This window comes from Rhizobium phaseoli, assembly GCF_010668805.1.
Classification (GTDB): Bacteria; Pseudomonadota; Alphaproteobacteria; order Rhizobiales; family Rhizobiaceae; genus Rhizobium; species Rhizobium phaseoli_A.
Map to the genome: position 1 here is coordinate 182,104 of NZ_WUFT01000008.1, position 22,281 is coordinate 204,384.

The following is a 22,281-nucleotide window of genomic DNA, read 5'->3' on the forward strand; positions in this document are numbered from 1 at the left end:
GATGACGGCAGATTTAGGCGCGATTCACGGCTGAACCATGGTTCCACGGTTGGCCGCAATTCTGCGGCCGGGCCGTGATTCGCCAGTCAGTCGTGATTCCGCACCAGCCGGCGATTCCGCGGACGGACCGTGCTTTCACGTTGGCCGATTCCACGGCCGGGCCGTGATTCCACATTGGCCGCGGTGCCGCGTCCGGGCCGTGATTCCACGGCCGGGTTAGCGGGCGCGGAGAACCTTCTTCGGTGCCGGCAGCAGGCCTTCGCGCTGCAGCTTCTTGCGGGCAAGCTTGCGCTGGCGGCGAATGGCCTCGGCCTTTTCGCGGGCGCGCTTCTCGGACGGCTTTTCAAAAGCGCTGCGCGCCTTCATTTCCCGAAAAAGGCCTTCCCGCTGCATCTTCTTCTTGAGCACGCGGAGCGCCTGATCGACGTTGTTATCCCTGACGAGTACCTGCAAAGTGATATCCTTCCTGTCACGGCGGCGAGGCCGCACTGTCAATAATGAAACGGCGAAACTACTTGCCCGTTCTGATGCTCGAAAACTTCAGCCAGGGCTCGGCGCCGTCGGACTTGGCCGCTATCTCCAGGGGAGCCCTGGATGGGGATTCCCCGGTATCGATATCGGCCTCAGTAATGCGGCGTTCGAAATTTTCCGCGTCGAAACGGACGCGATATTGCACATGCCCGTGATCGTTGGGCAGAATGCTGGCGATCCGGCAGCGCTTGTCGGCCTTCGCCGTGCGGGTAAGACCGGATTTCAGCACGATCATATCGCCGATCTTATAGTTTGGTCTGCCCATTTCAGCGTCCCTTCGACTTTCGGCTGCTCACTGGTCAATCAAAACGAGGTCGTTCAAGAACGACCGGGGTCATTCGAAAAGCCCAGCGGTCAAAGCAAAAAGGCCGGGTTGGCACCCGACCTCTTCCAGTCACTCAGCCATTTCGCTGCCAGCATCTGGTCAGCACAGGCGAATGACAAATCATGCGGCCTGAAGGTTGTCAGCCGAATTCTTGCCGGACTTCTTGTCGCGGACGAGATCGTAGCGGATCTTCTGACCTTCAACGAGTTCGCGCATACCGGCGCGTTCGACCGCTGAAATATGGACAAAAACGTCCGTAGAACCATCATCAGGCTGAATAAAGCCAAAACCCTTGGTGCCATTGAACCACTTGACGACGCCTGAATTCATAACGATCTCCTTTTCAACCGTTGGTGTTTCGCCTGCGGAATGCCCGACAAGCCGTATCGATGTTGAGAGGATATCTGACGGAGCGCTTCAGCGCGTGGACAAAGGTCGCAAGCAATTCGATACGCACCATGTAGGATATTTAGCGAATTAAGCAATGGTTTTTTGAAAAATAAATCCCCCGCGGGCGCAAAATGGGCCGTTTCACCGGGGAAAACGGAGCAATCCGAGGCGGCCGATTGACGGCCGCCTCGGTGACATTACTGCAAGACGACGATCGGCGCTTTCGTCGGAGCGCGATCGTAGAGATCGATAATATCCTGGTTCAGCAGCCGCACGCAGCCCGATGAGACGGCCTTGCCGATCGAGCGCCAGTCGGGATTGCCGTGCAGGCGATAGAGCGTGTCTTCCCCGTTCGAGAAGATGTAGAGCGCGCGGGCGCCGAGCGGGTTCTTCAGGCCCGGCTCCATGCCGCCGTTCTCGATCGAATATTTGACGAGTTCCGGCTGGCGGGCGACCATCTCGTTCGGCGGCTTCCAGCGCGGCCATCTCTGACGCCACTGGATGACACCTGAGCCCTGCCAGGCGAAACCCTCGCGACCGATGCCGACGCCATAACGCATCGCCATGCCGTCACCCTGGACGAGATAGAGGAAGCGCGACGGCGTATCGACGACGATGGTGCCGGGGGGCTGGCCGGTGGGATCGAGGACGCGCTGGCGATAATAGCGCGGATCGATCTGCTCGTAGGGAACGGCGGGAATGAGAAAGCCGCCGTCCTCGACGGGGCCATACATGACTGCAAGCTCGGCCCCGCTCGGCGCGCTCGACGCTTCCGGGGACTGGAACAGGCGCATGGGCGAACGGTAGGTGATTGTCGTATCGCCCGATGTTACCGTATTGGCCGAAGAGGCGCAGCCGGTGAGAGCGGATGCTGCTGTCAATGCCGAAAAGGAAAGAAAGCTGCGGCGGGAAAGATGTCTATCGAAGCTCATGACGCGGGACTGATTTCCTCTGATGCTGGAATCCGAGATAACAACATCAAAAGATCTATCGGCTTGCGCCAAATAAACCATAGCTTCACGCAGACGTGTCCGGCCTTGAGCAGACGATATCGGCGGCGCTGTTGCAGCGCTACATCACAACGATCTCCGCCTTGGCGGGAAGGCGGTCATAGAGATCGACGACGTCCTGGTTCAGCATGCGCACGCAGCCCGACGAGGTGGCCTTGCCGATCGACTGCCAGTCGGGCGTGCCGTGGATGCGATAGAGCGTATCCTGCCCGTCCTTGAAGATATACATGGCGCGGGCGCCGAGCGGGTTCTGCAGCCCCGGGTTCATGCCGCCGTTTTCGGCTGAAAAGGGGCGAACCTCGGGCTGGCGCGAGACCATTTCGACCGGCGGTGTCCAGCGCGGCCATTTCTGTTTCCACTGGATGACGCCGCGGCCCGACCAGGCGTAACCATCGCGGCCGAGGCCGACGCCGTAACGCATCGCCTTGCCATTCGCTTCGACGAAATAAAGATAACGCGCCTGGGTATCGACGATGACAGTCCCGGGGCGCTCGGTCGTCTGGTAATCGACCTCCTGGCGCAGGAACTGCGGCTGCACGCGGCTGACCGGAATGGCCGGCAGGGTAAAATCCTCGTCGCGAAGCGCACCATACATCGCCATGTGCACCGGATTGCTGACCGGCAGGCCGTAGGTCTGATGGAACTGGGTCTTGTAGAGTTCGCGCGTCTGCGGCACCGGCTGATCAGGGATCGGCCGCACCCGCCGCGGATCGACACCTGGCGGCTGATAGAAGACCGGCGAGGTTTCCTGGACGAAGCGGGCGGGCGAATCGGCGGCGACATCGGGAATGAGGATGTTGCAGCCGCTCAGCGACGCAACGACCACCACCAGCCCGGCAATCGGGAAGACCCGGCGCAGAAAATTCATGAAACCACCCTTATCAACGATCGGCAAGACAGCGACATCTGCCGGGACGATGGCATTCGCGGCTGGCGCGAGGCTGGTGTAGGAGTGGAAATCAAGAGACCAGCAGAACTCCGTTGCCGTAGGCGGCAGCCAGATCGCGGATCAAGCGCATCTCCCGCGCAGCCAGCCGGCCGGTATCGACGAAACGCCAATTGCGTTCATACAGCGCGAAAGCCTCGCAGGCAGGCATCGCGCGCGGGATCGCGATTCCAGACGAGCGATTTCAGCTCGGGGAAGTCGTTCGGCACGATCATGGTCTCTGCGTCCGTCGTCATACCCGGAATATAGGCCTAACGGGCCTGTATTTGAAGCGGCGGCAAAAAATCAAGCCGCAACCCCATGGAAGAAGCGGATGCTCTGTTCGATCTCGGCCGGCAGCGCCGAGGTGTGATTGCCGGCGACGGTTTCGGTTTCGATATGCACGCCGGCGGCGCGGGCGCGGCGGGCCAGCAGATCGGCGCGGTCGTTGAAATGCGGCTCCTCCGTGCCGTGGACGACACGGACCGGACATTTGAAGCTGTGGGCGTAACAGAGCGCCGAACGCACCTCGAATTCATGCGTATTGCTGTCGTCGAAGCGGATATCCTGGGGATAGCGGTTGAAGAAGCGGAAGGCGTCGGGATTGCCCGATATCGGCGCGGCGGCGCGGAATTTCTGGGTGCTCATCGCCGTCAGCATGGTCAGGGTGCCGCCGATGCTGTGGCCGGCGATGAACAGGCGTTGGGCGTCGACACCCGGCAGATGCGCCAGCCGCTCGGCGGCGGCGAGAACGTCGTCGACCTCGTCGTAGAAGCCGGAAAAATTGCCCATCTGGCCGTTTTCTCCGCGCAACGACGGCATCATCACGACATAACCGGCATCCATATAGGGTTTCATCAGCTGCCAGTGGCCGGTGCCCATGGCGTTGCCGCCGTGCAGGAAGAGCACGGCCGGCTTGGCGGTGCGCTCGCGTTTATATTTCGAGACCCAGGCGGCCAGTTCCAGCTCGCCGTAGCCGGAGCGATAGAAGATCTTGTCGGCGTCGGCAGGTGCGCTCAGCAGTTCGTATTTGTCGGGCGCCGGGCCCTTCTGCAAAAGCTTGGTGCGGAAATGGTGGCGGACCTTGGCATAATCGCGCTTGGCAAGGCGCGGTTCATCCGGAACATCGAACGCCGCCGCCATTTGCGGCAGGACGAGTGCGCCGGCAAGGCCGGCCAGCACGGCACGGCGTTGGAGGAAAAAGGAATTCCGTTCATTCGAGCTCATAACGCAGCACCCAAATCATTTCCCCGGCACAGAAGATTTGCACCGGAAGATCGTTGCCGCCAATACACATCGTGTTGAAAATATCGCCCTGCGGCATTGTTGCACAGGAAATTGACACTCACCCCGGCTTGGCGTCGATCATGGCGATCAGCGTGCGCAGCCGGTCGGCCTCGTAGGTGGGTTTGTCGGGGCGAAGGCGGGCGATGCGGGGGAAGCGCATGGCGACACCCGATTTATGCCGGGTCGAGCGATTGATGCCTTCGAAAGCCACTTCGACGACGAAACCGAAATCCTTGTCGGCGCGCACCGCTCGCACCGGGCCGAAACGTTCGGTGGTATTGTTGCGCACGAACTTGTCGAGCACTTCGAGTTCGGCATCGGTGAAACCGAAATAGGCTTTGCCGACGGGCACTAGCTGTTCGCCGTCCTCGTCATCGGCCCAAACGCCGAAGGTGAAATCGGAATAGTAGCTGGAGCGCTTGCCGTGGCCACGCTGGGCATACATCAGCACCGCATCGACATTATAGGGATTGCGCTTCCACTTGAACCAGGGCCCTTTCATGCGGCCGGCCTGGTAGACGCTGTCGCGGCGCTTGATCATCACGCCCTCGATGACCGGATCGGGCGGGTCGGCACGGAGACGGTCAAGCTCGTCCCACGACGAAAACGGCACGAGCGGCGACAGGTCGAAACGGTCGTGGGGGGCGCGGTCGATGATCTCGGTCAACCGGTCGCGACGATCGATATAGGGGCGGCCGCGCACATCCTCCTCATCATCGAAGAGCAGGTCATAGGTGCGGATGAAGGCCGGGTAGTCGGCAAGCATCTTTGCCGTCACCGTCTTGCGGTTCAGCCGCTGCTGCAGGTCGGAAAAGGTTCGGGTCGGGCTGTTGGAGCGCGCGGTGCCGCCGACCAGCAACTCGCCATCGACGACGCCGGAAAAGCTGATGGCGCCGAGAATATCGGGAAAGGCACCGGATATGTCGTCGCCGGAGCGGGAATAGATCTTGCGCCGATCGCCGGAGCGGGAGAGCTGGACACGGATGCCGTCCCATTTCCATTCGGCGGCATAACTCGCCGGATCGAGACCGGTGAGATCCCCCTCCTCCACCGGATTGGCAAGCATGACCGAATGGAAGATCGCCGGTGTGGCCAGCACCGGCTTTCCGCCGCCAGCCGCCAGCCATGCGAACAGCGTCTCATAGGGCGGCTGCAGGCCGTGCCAGAGGGTTTCGATCTCGGTCACGTCCCTATCGCCGAGGTCGGCCAGCGCCTGCTTGGCAAGCCGGGCGGAAACGCCAATGCGCATGGCGCCGGTCGCCAACTTGATGAAGGCGAAGCGGCCGGACGGATCCAGCCGGTCGAGCAGATCGCGGACGAAGCCGCGCACTTCGGTGCGGCCGAGCGCGTTCATGCCGGCGACGACTTCGCCGAGACGCGGCTGCGAAAAGGCCGAGCGGTCGATATCCCGCTCATCGTCCCAGACGAGCGAGATGGTTTCGGCGAGATCGCCGACATAATCATAGGAATAGCGGAACAGCACCTCGTCGATGCGCTCCAGCACCAGCTCGCGCAGCATGGCGGGCTTGACGTTGCGCACCTCCAAGGTGCCCGCGATGGCGGCGAGACCATAGCCGCGGTCCGGGTCCGGCGTGTCGCGGAAATAATCGGTCAGCAGCTTCAGCTTGCCGTTGCGGCTGGGGGTGAGGACGAGGCGGTCGAGGAGGTCGGCGAAGGCCTTCATCTCGGCCTCCGCGTTTGGGAAGAAGACCCCTCCCCAACCCCTCCCCACAAGGGGGAGAGACTAACTCGTGGCGCTGCCCTGCCCTCTTTCGACCGCAGCGTTTTCGGCAGTGATTTTGTGGTGGGACGGCGCGATACGTTAAGCCCCTCCCCCTTGTGGGGAGGGGTTGGGGAGGGGTTTTGGTCCAGCACACAGCTCATCTCAATCCGCCTCATCTTCATAACCCACAAGATGCAGCGGTTTGGCCTTGATGCCCTGCAGCTGGCACCAGCGCACCAGCGCCTCCTCGCGGCCATGGGTTACCCAGACCTCGGAGGGGTGCAGTTCCCGGATGGTTTCCGTCAGTTCTGGCCAGTCGCAATGATCGGAGATGACGAGCGGCAGTTCGACGCCATGCTGTTTGGCGCGCTGGCGCACCATCATCCAGCCGGAGGCGAAGGCCGGCAGCGGCTCGTTGAAGCGGCGGGCCCAACGATCGGCGAAGGCTGATGACGGACCGATAACGACGGCGCCCTTGAAAGCGGATTTGTCACGGCTTTCGACCGTGGCCGGCAGCAGCTCGCCGAGGTCGATCCCTTGTTCAACGTAATAGTCGCAGAGTTTTTCCATGGCGCCGTGGATATAGATTGGTTCGCCATAACCGGCATCGCGCAGCAGCCGGATGACGCGCTGCGCCTTGCCCAGCGCATAGGCGCCGACGAGATGGGTGCGTTCAGGAAATTGCCTGAGCGAGGCCAGCAGTTTGCCGATCTCATCCATCGGATCAGGATGATGAAAGACCGGCAGGCCGAAGGTCGCCTCGGTGATGAAGACATCGCAAGGGACCGGCTCGTAGGCGGCACAGGTCGGGTCGGGGCGGCGCTTGTAATCGCCGGAGACGACGATGCGGGTGCCGTTCTTCTCGATGGCGATCTGGGCCGAGCCGAGCACATGGCCGGCGGGATGGAAGCTCACCTTGACGCCGTTGACCAGCAGCTGCTGGCCGAAGGCGGCAGCCTGTTCGCTGGCGCAGAAGCCCTCGCCGTAACGCAGGCGCATGATGTCGAGCGTCTGGCGGGTGGCAAGCACGTTCACATGGCCCGGCCGGGCATGGTCGGAATGGCCATGGGTGACGAGCGCCTGCTCAACGGGCCGCACCGGATCGACATAAAAGCCGCCTTCCGGACAATAGAGCCCTTCGGGGGCGGGATAGAGCAGCGCATCAGGTCTCATGAAACGAGAGATAGCGGGAAATGGACGCGAGGCCAGAGGGCGGAAACAGGGATTGTCGAATGCGCCGGAAACGAGCAATGCACAAGCTCGTGTCGATCGGACGCTGGCGACATAATTCGGACAGTAACAAGGATGGCCGCCTTTCCTCAAGACGGCCATGATGATCTCTTTGGCGGCGACGCAAGCCGGTTGCTCAGACGACAGGCGTCATCAGCAGGCTCGTTCTGTCGTGGCCAACCAGCATGTCGAGCGACGTCCCGGCACGGACGTCCACCGGTTGCGGGAAGGTGTGAAGAACCTGGAGCCAGCCGCCATCATGATAGTCGTCGGGGTGATTGCTAAAAACCACGCCCTCGATCAGATCGACTTTCATCCACTGGACGACCCCGACCGCGGTGCCGTTTGCCTGAACCGGCACCGATATCTTACGCAACGCAGCAGCATGTTTGCGAGCGGTGAGATCCACTGCGGCGATCTCGAAATCGTCCGAAAGCCGGGTCCACTCGGTCATCGTGCCGTGAACCGGCATACGCAGCGGGGCGAGCGCATTGAACTGCGACATGTCGAAGCCGGAGACCTCGCCGACATGGGCGTAGTTCGAGAGCGTTTCACTAGCAACCAGGCAGCCCATGGCGGCGGCAGCGCGTGGGATGACGATAGCGTCCTCGCGGACCAAGCGGGCGTGGGCATCCTCGAAGGTTTTCAGCACGTCTTCGGCCAGGAGATCGCTCGAAAGGATTTCCGAAATCAGGATGTCGGCGCGAGCTTTCATCTCCCTGCCGACCAAAAGTTCGGTCGAGGGCTTTTCGAAGATGTCGATCTGTTCGCGATAACCATTGGCGGCGATGATTCTCTCCGCGGTCTGCGCGATGACAGCCACACTCTCGCAGGTCGCAATGTTGGTGGCCCCGGCACGCGCCGCCATCATCGACAGCAGGCCGCTGCCCGCGCCGATGTCGAGGATCTGCGCATCGGCTCCGCGCAGCTCTATGGCACGGCGGATCGCCGCTTCGAAAGCGTCGTTGCGTCTGGTGTCGTTCATCATGGCGATGTGCCAGAAGGGTACGATCGATGAGGAGATGCGCCTTATCTGATGCCAGGCGTTGATATTGTCCGGCTGCAGCCGCAGAACATGACGAAACTCGGCAAGCGCCTCCGGCTGGCGGCCGGAATCGGCGAGCGCCACGGCGAGGTTGTTGCGCACGAGAGGATTTTCCGGCGACAGGCCACGCGCCATCTCATAACAGCCGACCGCTTCCGCCGACCGGCCGAGACGGCGCAGCAGCGCACCCTTTTCCATGAGGGCGACGAGATGGCCGGGATTGAGGCCGAGCGGTTTATTCCAGTAGTAGAGAGCGGTTTCATCATCGCCTCTCTTTGCGACGACACCCGCCAGGAGCGGTAGAATATCTATCGTGCGATAGTCCTTGTGCAGGACTCTGACATAGGCTTTCTCGGCGCTTTCGAGATCGCCCGACGCCTGAAAACCCATGGCATCGCTCAGCGATTTTTGCGCGATCGAAATTCTTTCTTCCGTATTAATGCTGATCATTCCGGCTCCCTGGCCTTCTCAAGTCAAGCGGGGGAGCCGCGGATCGAGCACCGGCCATCGAGAAGCACAATCCGCTCATGCATCGGAAGTCGCATGAGTGGTGCGGCGGCTCGAAGGTTTCCGTGAACGAACGACAAACGAATCCTTCCCAGAGGACACTACGTTTGCCGTTCGAAAAAAGTTACTGAATTCTTAAGAAATTCCGCTGCCGCGGCTCAACGCCGCAAGCCTTGATTTTTTCGTGAGTCGATGCCGTCAAGGAAGGCGAGCACCGCGGCATTGAATTCCGCCGGCCGCTGCAGCGGCGCAAAATGGCTGACGCCCGTGAGATAGATCATCTCAGCGTCAGGAATGGCGCGGGCCAAATGTTCGGCATGATCCGGCTTGATGAATTCGTCATGCTCGCCGAGCACGATGACCACCGGCACCCGGATCAGGTTGAGATCGGCAGCTTGATAATCCGGCTCCGTCCGCATCATCAGGCTGACCGCCTCGACGAAGGGATTGAAATCGTCGGGTGTTGCGGAGAGTTCGGCATAATCCCTGGCATGCCGGCTGAAACAGCGGTCGATGACCGGCGTCGGAACGAATTCCAGCGTACCACTCGGATCCATGTTGCAGGCGAAGAAGAACACGCCCTCGACACGCGCCGGTGCCGTCATGGCGAGGATCAAGGCGATGCAGGCGCCGTCGCTCCAGCCGACGAAGGCCGCCTTTTCAAGAGAAAGTTCGTCCATGACGGCAAGAACATCCGCCGCCATCAGCTCATAGGTATAGGGACGGGAATCGCGGGTGCTTCTTCCATGGCCGCGGCTGTCGATCAGCACGACGCGGCGGCCGGCACGCAGCAGCGCCGGGGCCTGGTAGCCCCAATTGCCGCTATGGCCGAGGCCGCCATGCAGCAGGATGACCGGCGGGCCGGCGCCATAGGTCGCATACCAGATGCGGGCGCCGTTTCGCCCGACATGACCTTCGACGGCGGCCGGCGGCAAGAGGGCCGCGCCATGCGCTTCGAAATGGATGAGCTCGTCGTCCTGTTGATCCATGGCGATGACAATCCTTTACGGCATATAAGCCACTGGCATAGAAAAGCCGGAAAAGAGCCCAAGAACAACCAGAATCGCTTTCTAGCTGTCGAATCCTCAGATGCAATCAGGAGGGGCAACATTGGGCAGGAAGCTTTTCTATTGCGCCGGCGCGATCGCGCTGGCCGCGGCCGGCATCTACCTCAACAATACCAGCCTTCTGGCGGAGCACCGGCGGGGAAAGCCTGAACTGCTCGCCCATCGCGGCATCGCCCAGCGGTTCGACGAGACCGATCTGAAGAACGATACCTGCACGGCGAGCCGCATGCTGCCGCCGAAACATGATTACCTGGAGAATACCATCCGGTCGATGCAGGCAGGCTTTGCGGCCGGCGCCGATATCGTCGAGATCGACGTGCATCCGACGACGGACGGCGCATTCGCCGTCTTTCACGAGTGGACGCTCGACTGCCGTACCGACGGGCACGGCATCACCCGCGAGCATACGATGGCGGAGATGCGAAAGCTCGACATCGGCTACGGCTATACTGCCGATGGCGGCAAGACGTTTCCCTTTCGCGGCCGCGGCATCGGCATGATGCCGACGCTTGCCGAGGTGTTTTCGACCTTTCCGGATCGGCGCTTCCCCATCAACGTCAAGAGCCGTGACCCGTCCGAGGGTGAAAAGCTCGCAGCCGTGCTGAACGGGCTTTCCAGGGAGCGACGGGCTCAGATCATCGTCTACGGCGGCGACGAGCCGATCGATGTCCTGCGCCGGCTCGTGCCTGATCTCAAGACCGCCTCGCGCAAGAGCCTGAAGTCCTGCCTCACCGGCTACATCGGCTATGGCTGGACCGGCGTGCTGCCGGATGCCTGCAAACACGCAATGATGCTGGTGCCGATCAATATTGCGCCATGGCTCTGGGGCTGGCCGGACCGTTTTCTCAACCGGATGCGGGATGCCGGAACTGAGGTCTTCGTGCTCGGCCCCTATCGCGGCAGCGATTTTTCCACCGGCATCGACGACCCGGCGCTGCTGGCGCGGCTGCCGCCGAACTATGCGGCAGGCATCTGGACAAACGAGATCGAGGCGGTCGGCAGGCTGGAAAAATAAGCGTCAGAGGTCCCGCGCCCGCAGCAATGGGGGGATTTCTTCCGGCGAAACCGGCCTGGAGAAGCGATAGCCTTGCGCCTCCTCGCAGTGCGCGTGACGCAGGAACTCCATCTGGGCGTCGGTCTCGACGCCTTCGGCGAGAACCGAAAGCTTCAGCGTCTGCGCCAGCGAAATCACCGCCGAGGCGATGGCGACGGCTGTCTTGTCTCCCGGCAGGGCTTCGACCAGCGACCGGTCCATCTTCAGGCGGTCGAAAGGGAAGGTCTTCAGTGCTGCCAGGCTGGAATAGCCGGAACCGAAATCGTCGATCGACAGGCGCACGCCAAGCGCCCGCAGCGATTCCATCATGGCGAGCGCGCGGTCGGCATCCTGCATCACCACGCTTTCGGTGACTTCCAGCTCCAGCCAGCGCGATTGCAGGCGGTGGCGCTCCAGCGCCTCGGCGACATGAGTGGCAAAATCCGGATCGGCGAATTGTTTGGTGGAGACGTTGACGGCGATCGTCAGCGGCGTCAGGCCCATATCCTGCCATTGGCGCGCCTGGCGGCAGGCCTCGTTCAGCACCCACAGACCGAGGGGAACGATCAGACCGGTCTCTTCGGCAAGCGGGATGAAATTGACCGGCGGCACCCTGCCCTTGGCCGGATGGTTCCAGCGCACCAGCGCCTCGATCCCGGTAATGCGGCCGGTGGCGACATCGACCTGCGGCTGGTATTGCAGGAAAAGCTGGTCGCCGGTGATCGCCTGGTGCAATTCCTCCTGCTCGCCGAGCGGCATTCCCACAGGCGTACTGCCGCTGTCGTAATGCTGCAAGGTGTTGCGGCCGAGTTCCTTGGCGCGATACATGGCGCGGTCGGCATTGGCGAGAAGCTCTTCTGAGGTCGCGCCGTCAAAGGGAAAGGCGGCGACGCCGATGCTCGAGGTGACGGTGATCTCGCAGCCGTCGCTGCTGATCGGCCGGTTGATCGCCTTCTGCAACTCGCGCAGGCGGCGGGTGATGCCGGCATCGTGGCTCGACTGATGGACGAGCACGACAAGGAATTCATCGCCGCCGAGGCGCACCACCATATCGGATGCCCTGACGCTGTTGGCCATGCGGGCGGCGGTTTCCTTCAACACCTCGTCGCCGGCGGCGTGGCCGCGGCCGTCATTGATGTCCTTGAAATTGTCGAGATCGATATAGGCGACGGTGACCTTGCGGTTGTTGCGCCGAGCCTGGTCGAGAATATTCGCCAGCCGTTCCTTGAGGAAGGCACGGTTCGGCAGGCCGGTGAGATCGTCATGATGGGCCATGAAGTGGATGCGGTCATCGACACGCTTGCGCTCGATGGCAATGCCGGCAATGTGGGTGGCGAGCGCCACCAGCTTCATCTCGTGCTCTGTGGGACGGCGGACTTGTCTGGAATAGAGCGCGAAAGTGCCGAGCACGTTATTCTGCGCGGTGGCGATCGGCGTCGACCAGCAGGAGCGGAAGCCGAACGGGGCAATCAACGCGCGGAAATCCTCCCACAGCGGATCGCTCATCACGTCCTCGACGATCACGGTCTGGCCGCGCCAGGCGGCGGTGCCGCAGGAGCCGACCTTGGGACCGATGGTGACACCATCGATGAGCCGGCTGTAGCCGCCGGGCAGGTTGGGCGCCGCGCCGTGGTAAAGCCTGGTGCCCTCGCTGTCGAGCAGCAGCACCGAGCCGTCGATATCCGTCAGCTGTTCCTCGATCATCAGCACGAGCGCCTCAAGGATCATCGGCAACGGCTCGTTGCGGGCGATCATTTCGAGCAGCTTCGCCTGGCCGCGATGGAGCTCCTCCTGAAGCTTGCGTTCGGTAATATCGCGGGAGACGCCGATCAGCCCGACGATCTCGCCGCGATCGTTGCGCAGCGGTATCTTCGAGGTCAGCCGGCATATCGGCCTTTTGCCGCCGGGCAGGACGTAGCTTTCCTCCATGTCGATAGAGGCTTGCCCCGTCGCCATGATCAGCTGCTCGATATCGAAATGACGGCGAGCCGTCTCGAAATCGAACAGGTCGAAATCACGCTTGCCGGTGAGCAGATCAGCGCTCTCAAGGCCGAGGCTGCTGGCGGTGACGGCATTGGCGAAGACGAAGCGGCTGTCACGATCCTTGACATAGAGGAAATCCGGAAGTTCGTGGACGATTGTCTTGAGGCGCAGGTTCTCGATGCCTTCGGAGAGGTGATGGGCGGTCGAGGCCATCATCGCCTCCGTCGCGTCGACGATCCGCCGCGTTTCGGCCGACAGGGCATCGGTCGATTCCCATCGCCTGGCACTCGGTTCCTGCATGCCGCCATTCTCCCCGGCGGGCCGAAGGTCCGCACGCCGCATAATCACCCCGTAAAATTCCCTTCAAAGTAGTCCCCATTCCCTTCGGCTTGCTTAAATGAAAGGGTGAACAAGACGACAAAATCCGCGGCGATATTCTGCCGTTACCGATGGCCATAACCGCAAATCCGGCAGCCTGTCCCAGAAAGAAACGCGCCCCCTGGCACATTTCCTGCTATGGGCATGAATGAACACGCCATGATCAGAAAGCCCTTGATGCCTTCACGCCGTGACATGCTGCTCTTTTTCGCCGCTTCGGCGGTTGCGGGCGGGGCATCGCGTGCGCTGGCCTCGCCGCGAACGGCGGCCGCCGAGCCCGATCTGCGCGGGGCGATCGACGCGGCGGAATATCGCGCTATTCCCGAAAGCGGCGACCGCAAAACCCGCAACCTTGAGCAGATGATCAAACAGGCGGCGCGCGAAAACGTGCCGGTCTTCCTGCCGCCCGGCACCTACCGGATCTCCAATCTGACCCTGCCCGACAATACGCGCATATCGGGTGTGCCCGGCGCCTCCCGGATCGTCTATACCGGCGAAGGCCAGCTGTTTTCGGCCGAGAACGTGCGCCGCATCGAGCTTTCCAATCTCGTCATCGACGGCGGCAATCGCTCGCTCGCCGACCACGCCGGAGGTTTGTTGCAGTTTACCGGCGTCGACGAGGTGCTGATCGACAATTGCGAGATCGGCGGCAGCCGCAAACATGGGCTGCAGCTGGAGCGCTGCGGCGGGCGCATCGAGCGCAGCCGTATTTCTGGTGCGGCGCAATCCGGGCTTTATGCGGTCGATTCCGCCAATCTTTCGGTCACCGGCAACACGATCGCCGATTGCGGCAATGGCGGCATTCTGGTGCATCGCTGGAAGAAGGGGGAGGATGGCACAGTCGTTTCCGGCAACCGCATCTCCGCCATCCGCGCCAATGACGGCGGCACCGGCGAAAACGGCAACGGCATCAATATCTTCCGTGCCGATGGGGTGATGGTGGTGAATAACCACATCTCCGACTGCGCCTTCACGGCTATCCGCGCCAATTCGGCCTCGGACATCCAGATCAGCAGCAACCAGTGCCGGCGGTCCGGCGAGACGGCGATCTATGTCGAATTCGCTTTCGAGGGCGCCGTCGTTTCCGCCAACATGATCGACGGGGCGGCAAACGGCATCTCGATCGCCAATTTCGACGAAGGCGGCCGACTGGCGAGCGTCACCGGCAACGTCGTGCGCAACCTCACTCTGAAAGGCCCATACAAGCACGAGGTCGGCTTCGGCATCGGTATCGCGGCGGAGGCCGATACACTGATCTCAGGCAATGTGATCGAAGGCGCGCCGCGCTGGGGAATGCAGATCGGCTGGGGTCCTTATCTCCGCAACGTCGTCGTCAGCGGCAATGTGGTGCGCAAGGCGCCGGTGGGATGCGCCGTCTCGGTCGCCGACGGCGCCGGCACCGCCGTCATCACCGACAACATCTTCCAGGAAACCACCGAGGGCGCGGTTTTAGGCTTCGAATGGGAGAAGAAAGTGTCGGCCGAGATGGCCGGCGGCGGATCGCCCTACAAGCAGCTGACCGTCGAGCGGAATCGGGTCTCCTGAGGAGAGCATTTGCTTTCCCGAGAGACGGAAATGCGCTATCTCCTTGTTTTTGCGTCATCAAGCCAGTTTATGCCGAGGGCTGGCATTGCTTGGTTTGGCTCGCGGATAGCGTTGCTAACACGGGCGTTTGCGCCGCGCGTGGTTCCTTCGCCCGCCCCTTGCTCCGTCATGCTCCGCCTTGTGCCGAGCATCTGCACCGTATCGATCAATCGCCACGGGCATAGATCCTCGGCACAAGGCCGAGGATGACGGAGGGCGGGGGCGCGTTTCCGCCAAACTCGCACCGGCCTACAGAAGCCCCCCGACTGGGTGCTTTCAGGCACTCACCTCTCCTCCGGCCTGTGAAAACCGCCGCGCGGTTTGTACAACTGAGCACGTTTTTACCGGAATTGCTTGGCGCATCAAAAGCTTTCATCATCCCATAAGCGCCAGGGACTTCTCGCAGCCCGATCCGGCATTTACGGTCTTTGGACATATCGAGGGGATACGGCCATGCTGACAATCTACGGAGTTTATCGATCGCGCGCCTCGCGTGTCTACTGGATGGCGGAGGAGCTCGGGCTGGAATTCCGGTCGGTTCCAGTGCTGCAGGCCAGGCGGCTCGCAGACCCGCTGGCATCCGAGGCGCCACTCAACACGCACTCATCTGATTTCGCTGCGGTCAATCCGATGTCGCAGATCCCCAGTATCAGGGATGGCGAGCTCGTCATGCACGAGTCGCTGGCGATCAATCTCTACCTTGCCCGCAAACATGGCGGACCGCTTTCCGGACAAACCGTCGAAGAAGACGGATTACTGACGATGTGGTCGATCTGGGCGGCCTCGCAGGTCGAACCGGAGACGGTAAAAATCGTCCTGACCTATGATAACGGCCTGGAAAACAGCGACGATGGCAAGCAGGTGATCGCCGCCGCCTGCCGCGCGCTGCGCCGCCCGTTCGCGGCTCTCGAAAGCCACCTCGCCGGCCGGCAGTGGATCGTCGGCGACCGCTTCACTGTTGCCGATCTCAATATCGCCGAGGTGCTGCGCTACGCCCAGAGCGAGGAAGCGGTCTTCAACGCGCATCCCAATATCAAGGCGTGGATCGAGCACTGCCAGTCTCGCCCGGCCTATAAGGCGATGCAGGCGGGCCGCAGCCGGGAGCCGACCGAGGTCTGAGTTTACCGGAACAGCGCCAGGGTGCCGGTCATTTCCTCGCGGATCCAGGCTTTGAAATCCGTCACCTTTTTCGGCTCGCGCGTGCCTTCGGCGGTGACGAAATAATGGCCGAAGCCGGTGCGGGCGCGAATGCCGAAGGGGGCAGCGAGCCGGCCTTCGGCGAGCGCAAAGGCGGCAAGGGTCTGCCAGGCGAGCATGACGCCCTGCCCGGCGATCGCCGCATCGAGGCACAGCGAGGCATCGTTGAAGACGTGGCGCGTCGCGGGTGTCGCGCCTGACAGCCCCGCCTCGCGCATCCAGACCTCCCAGGTGAACATGGCGCGGCCGTCGACGACGGCAGGCAGCGCCAGGATATCGGCTGGCTCTTGCAATCTCGCCGCCATCTCAGGCGAACAGACGGGAAAGACCTCCTGCTCCAGCAGCAGTTCGGCCTTCACAGCGGGCCATTTGCCGGTGCCGACGCGAATGCCGATATCGACATCGCAAAGCGCCGGGTTGACGAGAGCGGTCGTTGCATCCAGCCGCAGCTTGATATTGGGGTGACGCTCGGCAAAACGATCGAGCCGGTAGACGAGCCAGCGGGCGGCGAAAACCGGTGCCACCGAGATGGTCAGGATCGTATCGTCCTTGCGGCTTGCGATCGATACCGCCGCCGAAAGACGAGCAAAACCCTCGTCGAGCGCGAGCAGCACCGGCCGACCGGCTTCGGTGGCGATCATTCCCCTGGCTGTGCGCTCGAACATCACCAGGCCGAGCTGCGCCTCGGCCTTGATCACCTGCTGGCTGACGGCGCCGACGGAGACGCCAAGCTCATCGGCAGCGGCCTGCAGCGAGCCGAGACGACCGACAGCCTCCAGCGCCCTGAGGCCATTGAGATGGACTGTGTTGAGGTTCTTCATATAGTTTTTCTATAGCAACGCCGCCTTAATCTCAATTGAAAATCCGTTTGGGAAAGCCGACATTACCGCCTGCGGCCATGATGCCGCACTGTTGAAGAAAGCGAGGCATGCCATGTCGTTGCTGAAGTTTTTCTTGAAGCCCGCCCTTGCCATGGGCGGCGCAGACACTGCCCAGGCATGGAAAGACGATCCGCTGCGCCACCCCGAGGTCGAGCGCATGTCGATGCGCGAGATTGCCGATCTGCCGCTCGGATCAGAGACCGGCTTTCCCGCCGAGGCCAAACCGCCGTTGGCGAAATGCGCATGACGGTGCGCGCCGCTCAGACAATCGAGCCATCCAACAAGCGTTTCAGCCGGCCCTAAAACGCATCGCATCACTTCCGACGATTTCGTCCTCCTTCACGATCATCCAGGCCGACGATGTAAACTCGGCGCCGATCTTGGTCGCGATCCTGGGCAGCATCTTCTGAACCTCCGGAGGGGCGATCACGCTATCGGGAACCAGACTCGTATCTCAGGGTGCGGCGCCATTCAGCAAGTTCGGCGATCATATTTTTTCTCGGAGTTCGGGACGTGCATCGGCTTTGGCGGATGAGGGTATTTGCGGGTCGGTCGTAGAAAAACCGTACTTGGCACCTGCATTCGCGCAACGCCACGTCAACCCGGCGTTGCGAACCTACCCATTTGAGCAAAGAGATTTTCAGTGTCAGCAATTCGAAAGATCCTATTCGGACTTATCGCAATTTTAGCGGTCGTGATTGTCGCCGGTGCCGGCTGGCTCTGGCAGGTCGCGGGTGCTTACGGTTTCAACACTGTATTGCGGCGCGGCGGGACCTATTGGATCGATGTAAAACCTGACGACGAGCGCCTTTCCGCCTCCATGCGATTGGCCTTGAACAGGGTGATCCCAGCGGTTCAGGCCGGGCCGCTGAGCTGGCAGGAGCCGGAGGCGGGTTTCGAGGTGGCGGAATTGCCGGTTCTTGCCGATGGCCGCGAAGTCGACCGCATTTTTCTCAGCAGGATTGACCCGGCCCGCTTTCGATTCGTCACCCACAATGCCGCTGCCGGCGATACCGGCATCGACGAATGGGAAAAGGCTTTGCCCAACGCGGTGCTCATCGTCAACGGCAGCTATTACGACAAGCATGGCAGGCCCGACACGCCATTCATCAGCGAGGGCGTTGCGATGGGGCCCCAACAATATGATGCCAAGGCCGGCGCCTTTATTGCCGATCAAGACGCTGCCGATATCCGTGATCTCACGCGTCAAGATTGGCAGGCCGCCTTTGCTGGCGCGTCGAACGCCATGGTCTCCTATCCCCTGCTCATCGGCGATGACGGGCAGACCCATGTGAACGTGAAAAGCCGCTGGCTCGCCAACCGTACATTTGTCGCCAAGGACGAGCTGGGGCGTATCGTCATCGGCACAACAAAGGAAGCATTCTTTTCCCTCGACCGACTGGCAGAGTTTCTGAAGACCTCGCCGCTGAACCTCAAGGTCGCGCTCAATCTCGACGGCGGTCCTATCGCCTGCCGGAGTGTTCGGCTGAATGGTTATCGGCAAAAATTCTACGCAAGATGGGAAGCCCAGGTGGACGACGACAGCGTAAACCTGCTCCGCTGGCCGGTTTCCGAGGCCAACTGGGCCATGCCGATGGTGCTGACGGTCGAGCGGAAGTGAGCGGGCTTCACGATCGCGCCGGCGGCGATGAGGCCGGCGCGGCGACTTTGCTCGGCAATCCGGAGAAAGCGGCGAGCACCAGGAACGCGACGGACAGGATCGTGACGGCCGGAGCGGTTCCCGCCAGCGATGCCGGCCGGTCTCTGATCGAGCGCGGCGAAGAGCCGACCGACCTCCACGTCTTCTGGTCGCGGCACGGCAACTGACGAAACAAAGCCTGCCGCATTCGCGTTCGATGCGGGTGCTTAAAGGGCAACAGCCTGCCAGCAGATCACCAGACCATCTTCCGGATCGATGCGCTCCTTGGTTCGGATAAATCCGTTGCGCTCGAGGACGCGCTGCGAGGCGATGTTTTCCACGCCCGTATCGGCCGAAACGAGCGTCACACGCGGGTCTTTCCGCGCCCATTCGAGCAATTGCGCGATGGCGCGGGTGACGTATCCACGCCGCTCGCGGCTCGGCGCTACCCCGTAGCCGATGTGGATTTCGCCGTTCTCAGGCATTCGGATGATGGAGCATAGTCCGACGATCTCGCCGTCCTCGACAATTATCCAGGCGCAGGGGGTGAATTCGGCGCCGACCGCGATTGCAATCTTGGCCAGCATCTCCAGCACCTCAGGCGGCGCGATGGCGCTATCTGAAACCAGGCGCGTATCTGCGGGCGCGGTGCCATTCAGCAACGCGGCGAAATCATGAGCAGTGAGTTCGATGATCATATTCTTCTCGACATTGGACGTGCGCCGGCTTTGGCGCGTCAAGGCCGAGCAGCGAGACTAAAACATTTTTTGCGCAATTCCGAAGGCAAAACTTCTGCGGACTTGCTGCAATTGCCTGGCTAGTTGAAGCCGTGTCTGTCTCGCCCGCTCCGGCCGGTGCGTTCTGACTGTTGTGCGACGGCAAACAAAGGCATTCTCCTGTTAAATATATGGTTCCGGAACCAGCCGGTGCGGGTGGATACTGAAGCGGACCTGGGTGATTGTCCAGACTGTGCAGATCGGCTGATGTGGCATTCGCGATTGCAATGGCTTGAGGGACCTGGCGATGATCGCAAGACTTGCCGAACTGAATCCAATCTGGCCCCGCGAGGATTGTCGCGAGCATCGATGTCGGAATCGCGTTTCGCCGGCCGTCTTCAAGCTGCTGCATAATTCCTTAAATCGGCATCGATCTAAGGATAAATCATATGGAGGAAGCGATGACGATCACCATTACCGCCTTTGAACGCTCGCCCGATCGCGGCCGGGGTCTGGCGCGCGACATGCGCGTTCGCTGGGTGCTCGAGGAGGCGGGTCAACCTTACCAGGTTCGTCTTGTTTCGTTCAAGGTGATGAAGGAGCCCGCGCATCTGGCACTTCATCCTTTCGGGCAGATTCCGACCTATGAAGACGGCGATCTCGCTCTGTTCGAGTCCGGGGCAATCGTGTTCCATATCGCCGAGCATCATGCGGGCCTGCTACCGGCGGATGCGAATGCCCGGGCGCGCGCGATCGCGTGGATGTTTGCCGCGCTCAACACGGTGGAGCCACCGATCTTCGAGCGCAGCCTCGCCACCATCCTCGAGCGCGACGAACCCTGGTACGAGCAGCGCCTGCGGAGCCTCGATGACAGCATCCGTAAACGGCTGGAGAGCCTTTCCGCTCGCCTTGGCGACGCCGACTGGCTCGATGGTGCGTTCAGCGCCGGTGACTTGCTGATGGTGACGGTGCTGCGCAGGGCACAAGGCGCGGGGCTATTGGAGGAATATCCGAACCTTGCCGCCTATGTCGCCCGTGGCGAAGCCCGGCCGGCCTACAAACGTGCTTTCGCCGCGCAACTGGCGGTGTTCACCGCCGCATCGGGTGGCTGACAAAAGTCGGGCTTCTGTCCGAAGTTTCATGTTTCGGATCAATATGAGTGGAAGGCAATGGCCGGCGACGTCGATGCAATATTTGAGCGCCTCAAGCGGCTGGCTGCGGAAGCAGGCTTGCTCGATGTCGAGGAAAGCACCTCTTATGGCAACCCGGCCCTGAAGGTCGCCGGAAGGAGCTTCGTCGCGGTGAAGGACGCCGAGACGATCGTGATCTCGATAGGTCTGGACGACAAGGATCATCTGCTCGAAATGGCGCCCGACATCTATTTCCAGACCGCGCATTATATCGGCTGGCCGCATCTGCCGGTGCGCGCCGCCGTGATCGGCGACGAGGAATTACGGTTGCGGCTCATCGGCGCCTGGCTGTTCCGGGCGCCGAGTAAACTTGCTGCGCGTTTCGGATATCAGCCCCGATCGTAGGCCAGCGCCCGCTGAACGGCCGGGCGCTGCAGCATGCGGGCGTGATGGTCGCTCACCTTTACGAAGCGGGCGGGATCGACGCCGTCGGACGGCAGCCAGCCTGTCATGACGAAGAGATAGGGATCGGCGAGCGAATAGGTCTCGCCCATCACCCAGGGGCCCTTGAACATCGTCTCTTCGATCAGGGTGAAACAATCGGCCATATTCTCAGGCACCTTGGCCTTCATCGCCTCGAGTGCCGCTTGATCGTCGGTCCAGCGCGAGCCGCGCGGGCGATGGGCATGGTTCACATGAACGGTCGAGCAGAGATAGCTGTTGAACGCCTGCAGCCGCGCCATGTCGAAGGCATCGCCGAGCGGCGCCAGCTTGGCGGCCGGCGCGCTTTCGGCGATAAAGCCCAGAATTGCCGGCGTTTCCGTCAGCACACCGCGCTCGGTGACAAGTGCGGGCACGCGGCCCTTCGGGTTGATTTTCAGGTAATCCGGCGAGCGCTGTTCGCCACTGGCGAAGCTGAGCTTTCTCGTTTCGAAGGCCAAGCCCGATTCTTCCAGAGCAATAAGGCTTGCGAGCGCGCAGGTTCCCGGCGCGTAATACAAAGTCAGCATGGTCATCCGCTCCCTTTCGGCACGTGATATAGCGCAGCGATGGATGCGCCGGAACTGGGGAGATTGGATTTTGTCTCTGTGCCTCGGCAGCTCTACATCGATCCGCGGTGCCGTGCCGGCCGCCCCTCATCCGCCTGCCGGCACCATCTCCCCGTTTACGGGGGTCCGAGGGACGGGCTAGGGTGAGGGGCGATCCAGGGCGCTGTCTTTGCTCAGCCGCAGCCCGGCACATCTTCCAGCCGGTGCCAGACCGGGATGCCGCGCTCCCTGGCGATGCGCACGTCGTTATCCGCCCCCTTGGAGTCGCCCGGCAGCCGCAGCACCCCCTCGCAGAGCTGCAGCAGCCGGCCGGCGACCGGGTGGAAGATCTCTTCGTAGAGCGCGTCGCCGACCGATTTGCCGCCGGCGGCGTGCCAGATCGGCAGGGCCACCCATTCGCCGATCATCGGCACATGGCCGGCGGCAAACAGCGCGTGCGAGGGCTCCTCCAGCCGCTTCAGGTTAGCAGCCATCTTTTCCGGGTCGTCGCCCGTTCCCGACCGGTAAGGGCCGGCAATCAATATCAACATCATCCACTCCATCGCTCCGCTTCTGGGCGAGCACTCCCGGCTTCATGCACGGGATCTCGTGAAAATGCACGATATTTCTTGAATGTCGAGTCTATTCGTGTAATATCGGGCGATTATGTTT

23 protein-coding genes and 2 pseudogenes are annotated in these 22,281 nt (G+C 61.8%); 8 read left to right on the forward strand and 17 right to left on the reverse strand.

What is annotated here, in order from left to right; translation table 11 throughout:
- Positions 1-216 precede the first annotated feature (216 nt).
- From rpsU to GR197_RS14535, 11 genes and pseudogenes are all read right to left on the reverse strand, one after another.
- On the reverse strand, positions 217-453 hold the full coding sequence (rpsU, locus tag GR197_RS14485) for a 30S ribosomal protein S21 (protein WP_003569533.1): 237 nt from the start codon (positions 451-453) through the stop codon (positions 217-219).
- Between the two features lie 58 nt (positions 454-511).
- Entirely contained in the window at positions 512-796 is a 285-nt protein-coding gene (locus tag GR197_RS14490) for a cold-shock protein (protein ID WP_164010656.1), read from the reverse strand.
- Between the two features lie 180 nt (positions 797-976).
- Positions 977-1,186: a cold-shock protein gene (locus tag GR197_RS14495; RefSeq protein ID WP_003546468.1), complete on the reverse strand. Its 210-nt coding sequence runs from the start codon at positions 1,184-1,186 to the stop codon at positions 977-979.
- Between the two features lie 257 nt (positions 1,187-1,443).
- Positions 1,444-2,178: a L,D-transpeptidase family protein gene (locus GR197_RS14500; RefSeq protein ID WP_007626925.1), complete on the reverse strand. Its 735-nt coding sequence runs from the start codon at positions 2,176-2,178 to the stop codon at positions 1,444-1,446.
- Positions 2,179-2,317: 139 nt separating this feature from the next.
- Entirely contained in the window at positions 2,318-3,124 is an 807-nt protein-coding gene (locus GR197_RS14505; RefSeq protein ID WP_164010658.1) for a L,D-transpeptidase, read from the reverse strand.
- A gap of 91 nt (positions 3,125-3,215) precedes the next feature.
- A pseudogene (locus GR197_RS32310) lies at positions 3,216-3,417 on the reverse strand (hypothetical protein).
- A 70-nt stretch (positions 3,418-3,487) separates the two neighbouring features.
- Positions 3,488-4,408: an alpha/beta hydrolase family protein gene (locus GR197_RS14515; RefSeq protein WP_164010660.1), complete on the reverse strand. Its 921-nt coding sequence runs from the start codon at positions 4,406-4,408 to the stop codon at positions 3,488-3,490.
- A gap of 118 nt (positions 4,409-4,526) precedes the next feature.
- Positions 4,527-6,152, reverse strand: coding sequence for a cisplatin damage response ATP-dependent DNA ligase (locus GR197_RS14520; RefSeq protein WP_164010662.1), 1,626 nt, complete (start codon positions 6,150-6,152; stop codon positions 4,527-4,529).
- Between the two features lie 201 nt (positions 6,153-6,353).
- Positions 6,354-7,364, reverse strand: coding sequence for a ligase-associated DNA damage response exonuclease (locus tag GR197_RS14525; protein WP_164010664.1), 1,011 nt, complete (start codon positions 7,362-7,364; stop codon positions 6,354-6,356).
- Between the two features lie 193 nt (positions 7,365-7,557).
- A complete protein-coding gene (locus GR197_RS14530; RefSeq protein WP_164010666.1) occupies positions 7,558-8,916 on the reverse strand; it encodes a tetratricopeptide repeat protein in 1,359 nt (452 codons plus the stop codon).
- A gap of 215 nt (positions 8,917-9,131) precedes the next feature.
- Entirely contained in the window at positions 9,132-9,962 is an 831-nt protein-coding gene (locus tag GR197_RS14535) for an alpha/beta fold hydrolase (protein ID WP_164010668.1), read from the reverse strand.
- 121 nt (positions 9,963-10,083) lie between these two features.
- Between GR197_RS14535 and GR197_RS14540 the strand changes: the two genes are divergently transcribed.
- Positions 10,084-11,055: a glycerophosphodiester phosphodiesterase family protein gene (locus GR197_RS14540; protein ID WP_164010670.1), complete on the forward strand. Its 972-nt coding sequence runs from the start codon at positions 10,084-10,086 to the stop codon at positions 11,053-11,055.
- A gap of 3 nt (positions 11,056-11,058) precedes the next feature.
- Here the strand turns inward: GR197_RS14540 and GR197_RS14545 are convergent, their stop codons facing one another.
- Complete coding sequence (locus GR197_RS14545; protein WP_164010672.1) at positions 11,059-13,356, reverse strand: putative bifunctional diguanylate cyclase/phosphodiesterase; 2,298 nt, start codon at positions 13,354-13,356, stop codon at positions 11,059-11,061.
- A 255-nt stretch (positions 13,357-13,611) separates the two neighbouring features.
- Between GR197_RS14545 and GR197_RS14550 the strand changes: the two genes are divergently transcribed.
- Both GR197_RS14550 and GR197_RS14555 read left to right on the forward strand, forming a co-directional pair.
- Complete coding sequence (locus tag GR197_RS14550) at positions 13,612-14,979, forward strand: TIGR03808 family TAT-translocated repetitive protein (protein ID WP_164010674.1); 1,368 nt, start codon at positions 13,612-13,614, stop codon at positions 14,977-14,979.
- 492 nt (positions 14,980-15,471) lie between these two features.
- Complete coding sequence (locus GR197_RS14555; RefSeq protein WP_164010676.1) at positions 15,472-16,137, forward strand: glutathione S-transferase family protein; 666 nt, start codon at positions 15,472-15,474, stop codon at positions 16,135-16,137.
- A gap of 2 nt (positions 16,138-16,139) precedes the next feature.
- Here the strand turns inward: GR197_RS14555 and GR197_RS14560 are convergent, their stop codons facing one another.
- Positions 16,140-17,036 (reverse strand): LysR substrate-binding domain-containing protein, encoded by an 897-nt coding sequence (locus tag GR197_RS14560; protein ID WP_164010678.1) that lies wholly within the window; start codon positions 17,034-17,036, stop codon positions 16,140-16,142.
- Positions 17,037-17,148: 112 nt separating this feature from the next.
- Here GR197_RS14560 and GR197_RS14565 point away from each other — a divergent pair, with 112 nt between their 5' ends.
- Complete coding sequence (locus tag GR197_RS14565) at positions 17,149-17,343, forward strand: hypothetical protein (protein WP_164010680.1); 195 nt, start codon at positions 17,149-17,151, stop codon at positions 17,341-17,343.
- 72 nt (positions 17,344-17,415) lie between these two features.
- On the opposite strand, the pseudogene GR197_RS14570 reads toward GR197_RS14565, so the two are convergent.
- A pseudogene (locus GR197_RS14570) lies at positions 17,416-17,574 on the reverse strand (GNAT family N-acetyltransferase); the annotation flags it as partial.
- A gap of 165 nt (positions 17,575-17,739) precedes the next feature.
- Here GR197_RS14570 and GR197_RS14575 point away from each other — a divergent pair.
- Both GR197_RS14575 and GR197_RS14580 read left to right on the forward strand, forming a co-directional pair.
- Positions 17,740-18,717 carry a phosphodiester glycosidase family protein gene (locus tag GR197_RS14575; protein WP_164010682.1) on the forward strand — a complete coding sequence of 326 codons (978 nt, stop codon included), beginning with the start codon at positions 17,740-17,742 and terminating at the stop codon, positions 18,715-18,717.
- The gene (locus tag GR197_RS14580; protein WP_164010261.1) at positions 18,714-18,923 is read left to right on the forward strand and encodes a hypothetical protein; all 210 of its coding nucleotides are present in this window, start codon (positions 18,714-18,716) and stop codon (positions 18,921-18,923) included. Before GR197_RS14575 ends, GR197_RS14580 begins: the two co-directional genes overlap by 4 nt.
- Positions 18,924-18,962: 39 nt before the next feature.
- Here the strand turns inward: GR197_RS14580 and GR197_RS14585 are convergent, their stop codons facing one another.
- Positions 18,963-19,433: a GNAT family N-acetyltransferase gene (locus tag GR197_RS14585; RefSeq protein ID WP_164010684.1), complete on the reverse strand. Its 471-nt coding sequence runs from the start codon at positions 19,431-19,433 to the stop codon at positions 18,963-18,965.
- A 479-nt stretch (positions 19,434-19,912) separates the two neighbouring features.
- Here GR197_RS14585 and GR197_RS14590 point away from each other — a divergent pair, with 479 nt between their 5' ends.
- Positions 19,913-20,563: a glutathione S-transferase family protein gene (locus GR197_RS14590; protein ID WP_164010686.1), complete on the forward strand. Its 651-nt coding sequence runs from the start codon at positions 19,913-19,915 to the stop codon at positions 20,561-20,563.
- Between the two features lie 57 nt (positions 20,564-20,620).
- A complete protein-coding gene (locus GR197_RS14595; RefSeq protein WP_164010688.1) occupies positions 20,621-20,986 on the forward strand; it encodes an MmcQ/YjbR family DNA-binding protein in 366 nt (121 codons plus the stop codon).
- Here GR197_RS14595 and GR197_RS14600 read toward each other — a convergent pair.
- Both GR197_RS14600 and GR197_RS14605 read right to left on the reverse strand, forming a co-directional pair.
- Positions 20,971-21,591 carry a glutathione S-transferase family protein gene (locus GR197_RS14600; RefSeq protein WP_164010690.1) on the reverse strand — a complete coding sequence of 207 codons (621 nt, stop codon included), beginning with the start codon at positions 21,589-21,591 and terminating at the stop codon, positions 20,971-20,973. The two genes, GR197_RS14595 and GR197_RS14600, sit on opposite strands and share 16 nt — an antisense overlap.
- 212 nt (positions 21,592-21,803) lie before the next feature.
- A complete protein-coding gene (locus GR197_RS14605) occupies positions 21,804-22,160 on the reverse strand; it encodes a hypothetical protein (protein ID WP_003587870.1) in 357 nt (118 codons plus the stop codon).
- Positions 22,161-22,281: the final 121 nt, after the last annotated feature.

Coding starts and splice junctions, on each gene's coding strand:
- GR197_RS14490 (WP_164010656.1), bottom strand. CDS start 796: ATGGGCAGACCAAACTATAAGATCGGCGATATGATCGTGCTGAAATCC.
- GR197_RS14495 (WP_003546468.1), bottom strand. CDS start 1,186: ATGAATTCAGGCGTCGTCAAGTGGTTCAATGGCACCAAGGGTTTTGGC.
- GR197_RS14500 (WP_007626925.1), bottom strand. CDS start 2,178: ATGAGCTTCGATAGACATCTTTCCCGCCGCAGCTTTCTTTCCTTTTCG.
- GR197_RS14505 (WP_164010658.1), bottom strand. CDS start 3,124: ATGAATTTTCTGCGCCGGGTCTTCCCGATTGCCGGGCTGGTGGTGGTC.
- GR197_RS14515 (WP_164010660.1), bottom strand. CDS start 4,408: ATGAGCTCGAATGAACGGAATTCCTTTTTCCTCCAACGCCGTGCCGTG.
- GR197_RS14520 (WP_164010662.1), bottom strand. CDS start 6,152: ATGAAGGCCTTCGCCGACCTCCTCGACCGCCTCGTCCTCACCCCCAGC.
- GR197_RS14525 (WP_164010664.1), bottom strand. CDS start 7,364: ATGAGACCTGATGCGCTGCTCTATCCCGCCCCCGAAGGGCTCTATTGT.
- GR197_RS14530 (WP_164010666.1), bottom strand. CDS start 8,916: ATGATCAGCATTAATACGGAAGAAAGAATTTCGATCGCGCAAAAATCG.
- GR197_RS14535 (WP_164010668.1), bottom strand. CDS start 9,962: ATGGATCAACAGGACGACGAGCTCATCCATTTCGAAGCGCATGGCGCG.
- GR197_RS14545 (WP_164010672.1), bottom strand. CDS start 13,356: ATGCAGGAACCGAGTGCCAGGCGATGGGAATCGACCGATGCCCTGTCG.
- GR197_RS14550 (WP_164010674.1), top strand. CDS start 13,612: ATGCCTTCACGCCGTGACATGCTGCTCTTTTTCGCCGCTTCGGCGGTT.
- GR197_RS14555 (WP_164010676.1), top strand. CDS start 15,472: ATGCTGACAATCTACGGAGTTTATCGATCGCGCGCCTCGCGTGTCTAC.
- GR197_RS14560 (WP_164010678.1), bottom strand. CDS start 17,036: ATGAAGAACCTCAACACAGTCCATCTCAATGGCCTCAGGGCGCTGGAG.
- GR197_RS14565 (WP_164010680.1), top strand. CDS start 17,149: ATGTCGTTGCTGAAGTTTTTCTTGAAGCCCGCCCTTGCCATGGGCGGC.
- GR197_RS14585 (WP_164010684.1), bottom strand. CDS start 19,433: ATGATCATCGAACTCACTGCTCATGATTTCGCCGCGTTGCTGAATGGC.
- GR197_RS14590 (WP_164010686.1), top strand. CDS start 19,913: ATGACGATCACCATTACCGCCTTTGAACGCTCGCCCGATCGCGGCCGG.
- GR197_RS14595 (WP_164010688.1), top strand. CDS start 20,621: ATGGCCGGCGACGTCGATGCAATATTTGAGCGCCTCAAGCGGCTGGCT.
- GR197_RS14600 (WP_164010690.1), bottom strand. CDS start 21,591: ATGCTGACTTTGTATTACGCGCCGGGAACCTGCGCGCTCGCAAGCCTT.
- GR197_RS14605 (WP_003587870.1), bottom strand. CDS start 22,160: ATGTTGATATTGATTGCCGGCCCTTACCGGTCGGGAACGGGCGACGAC.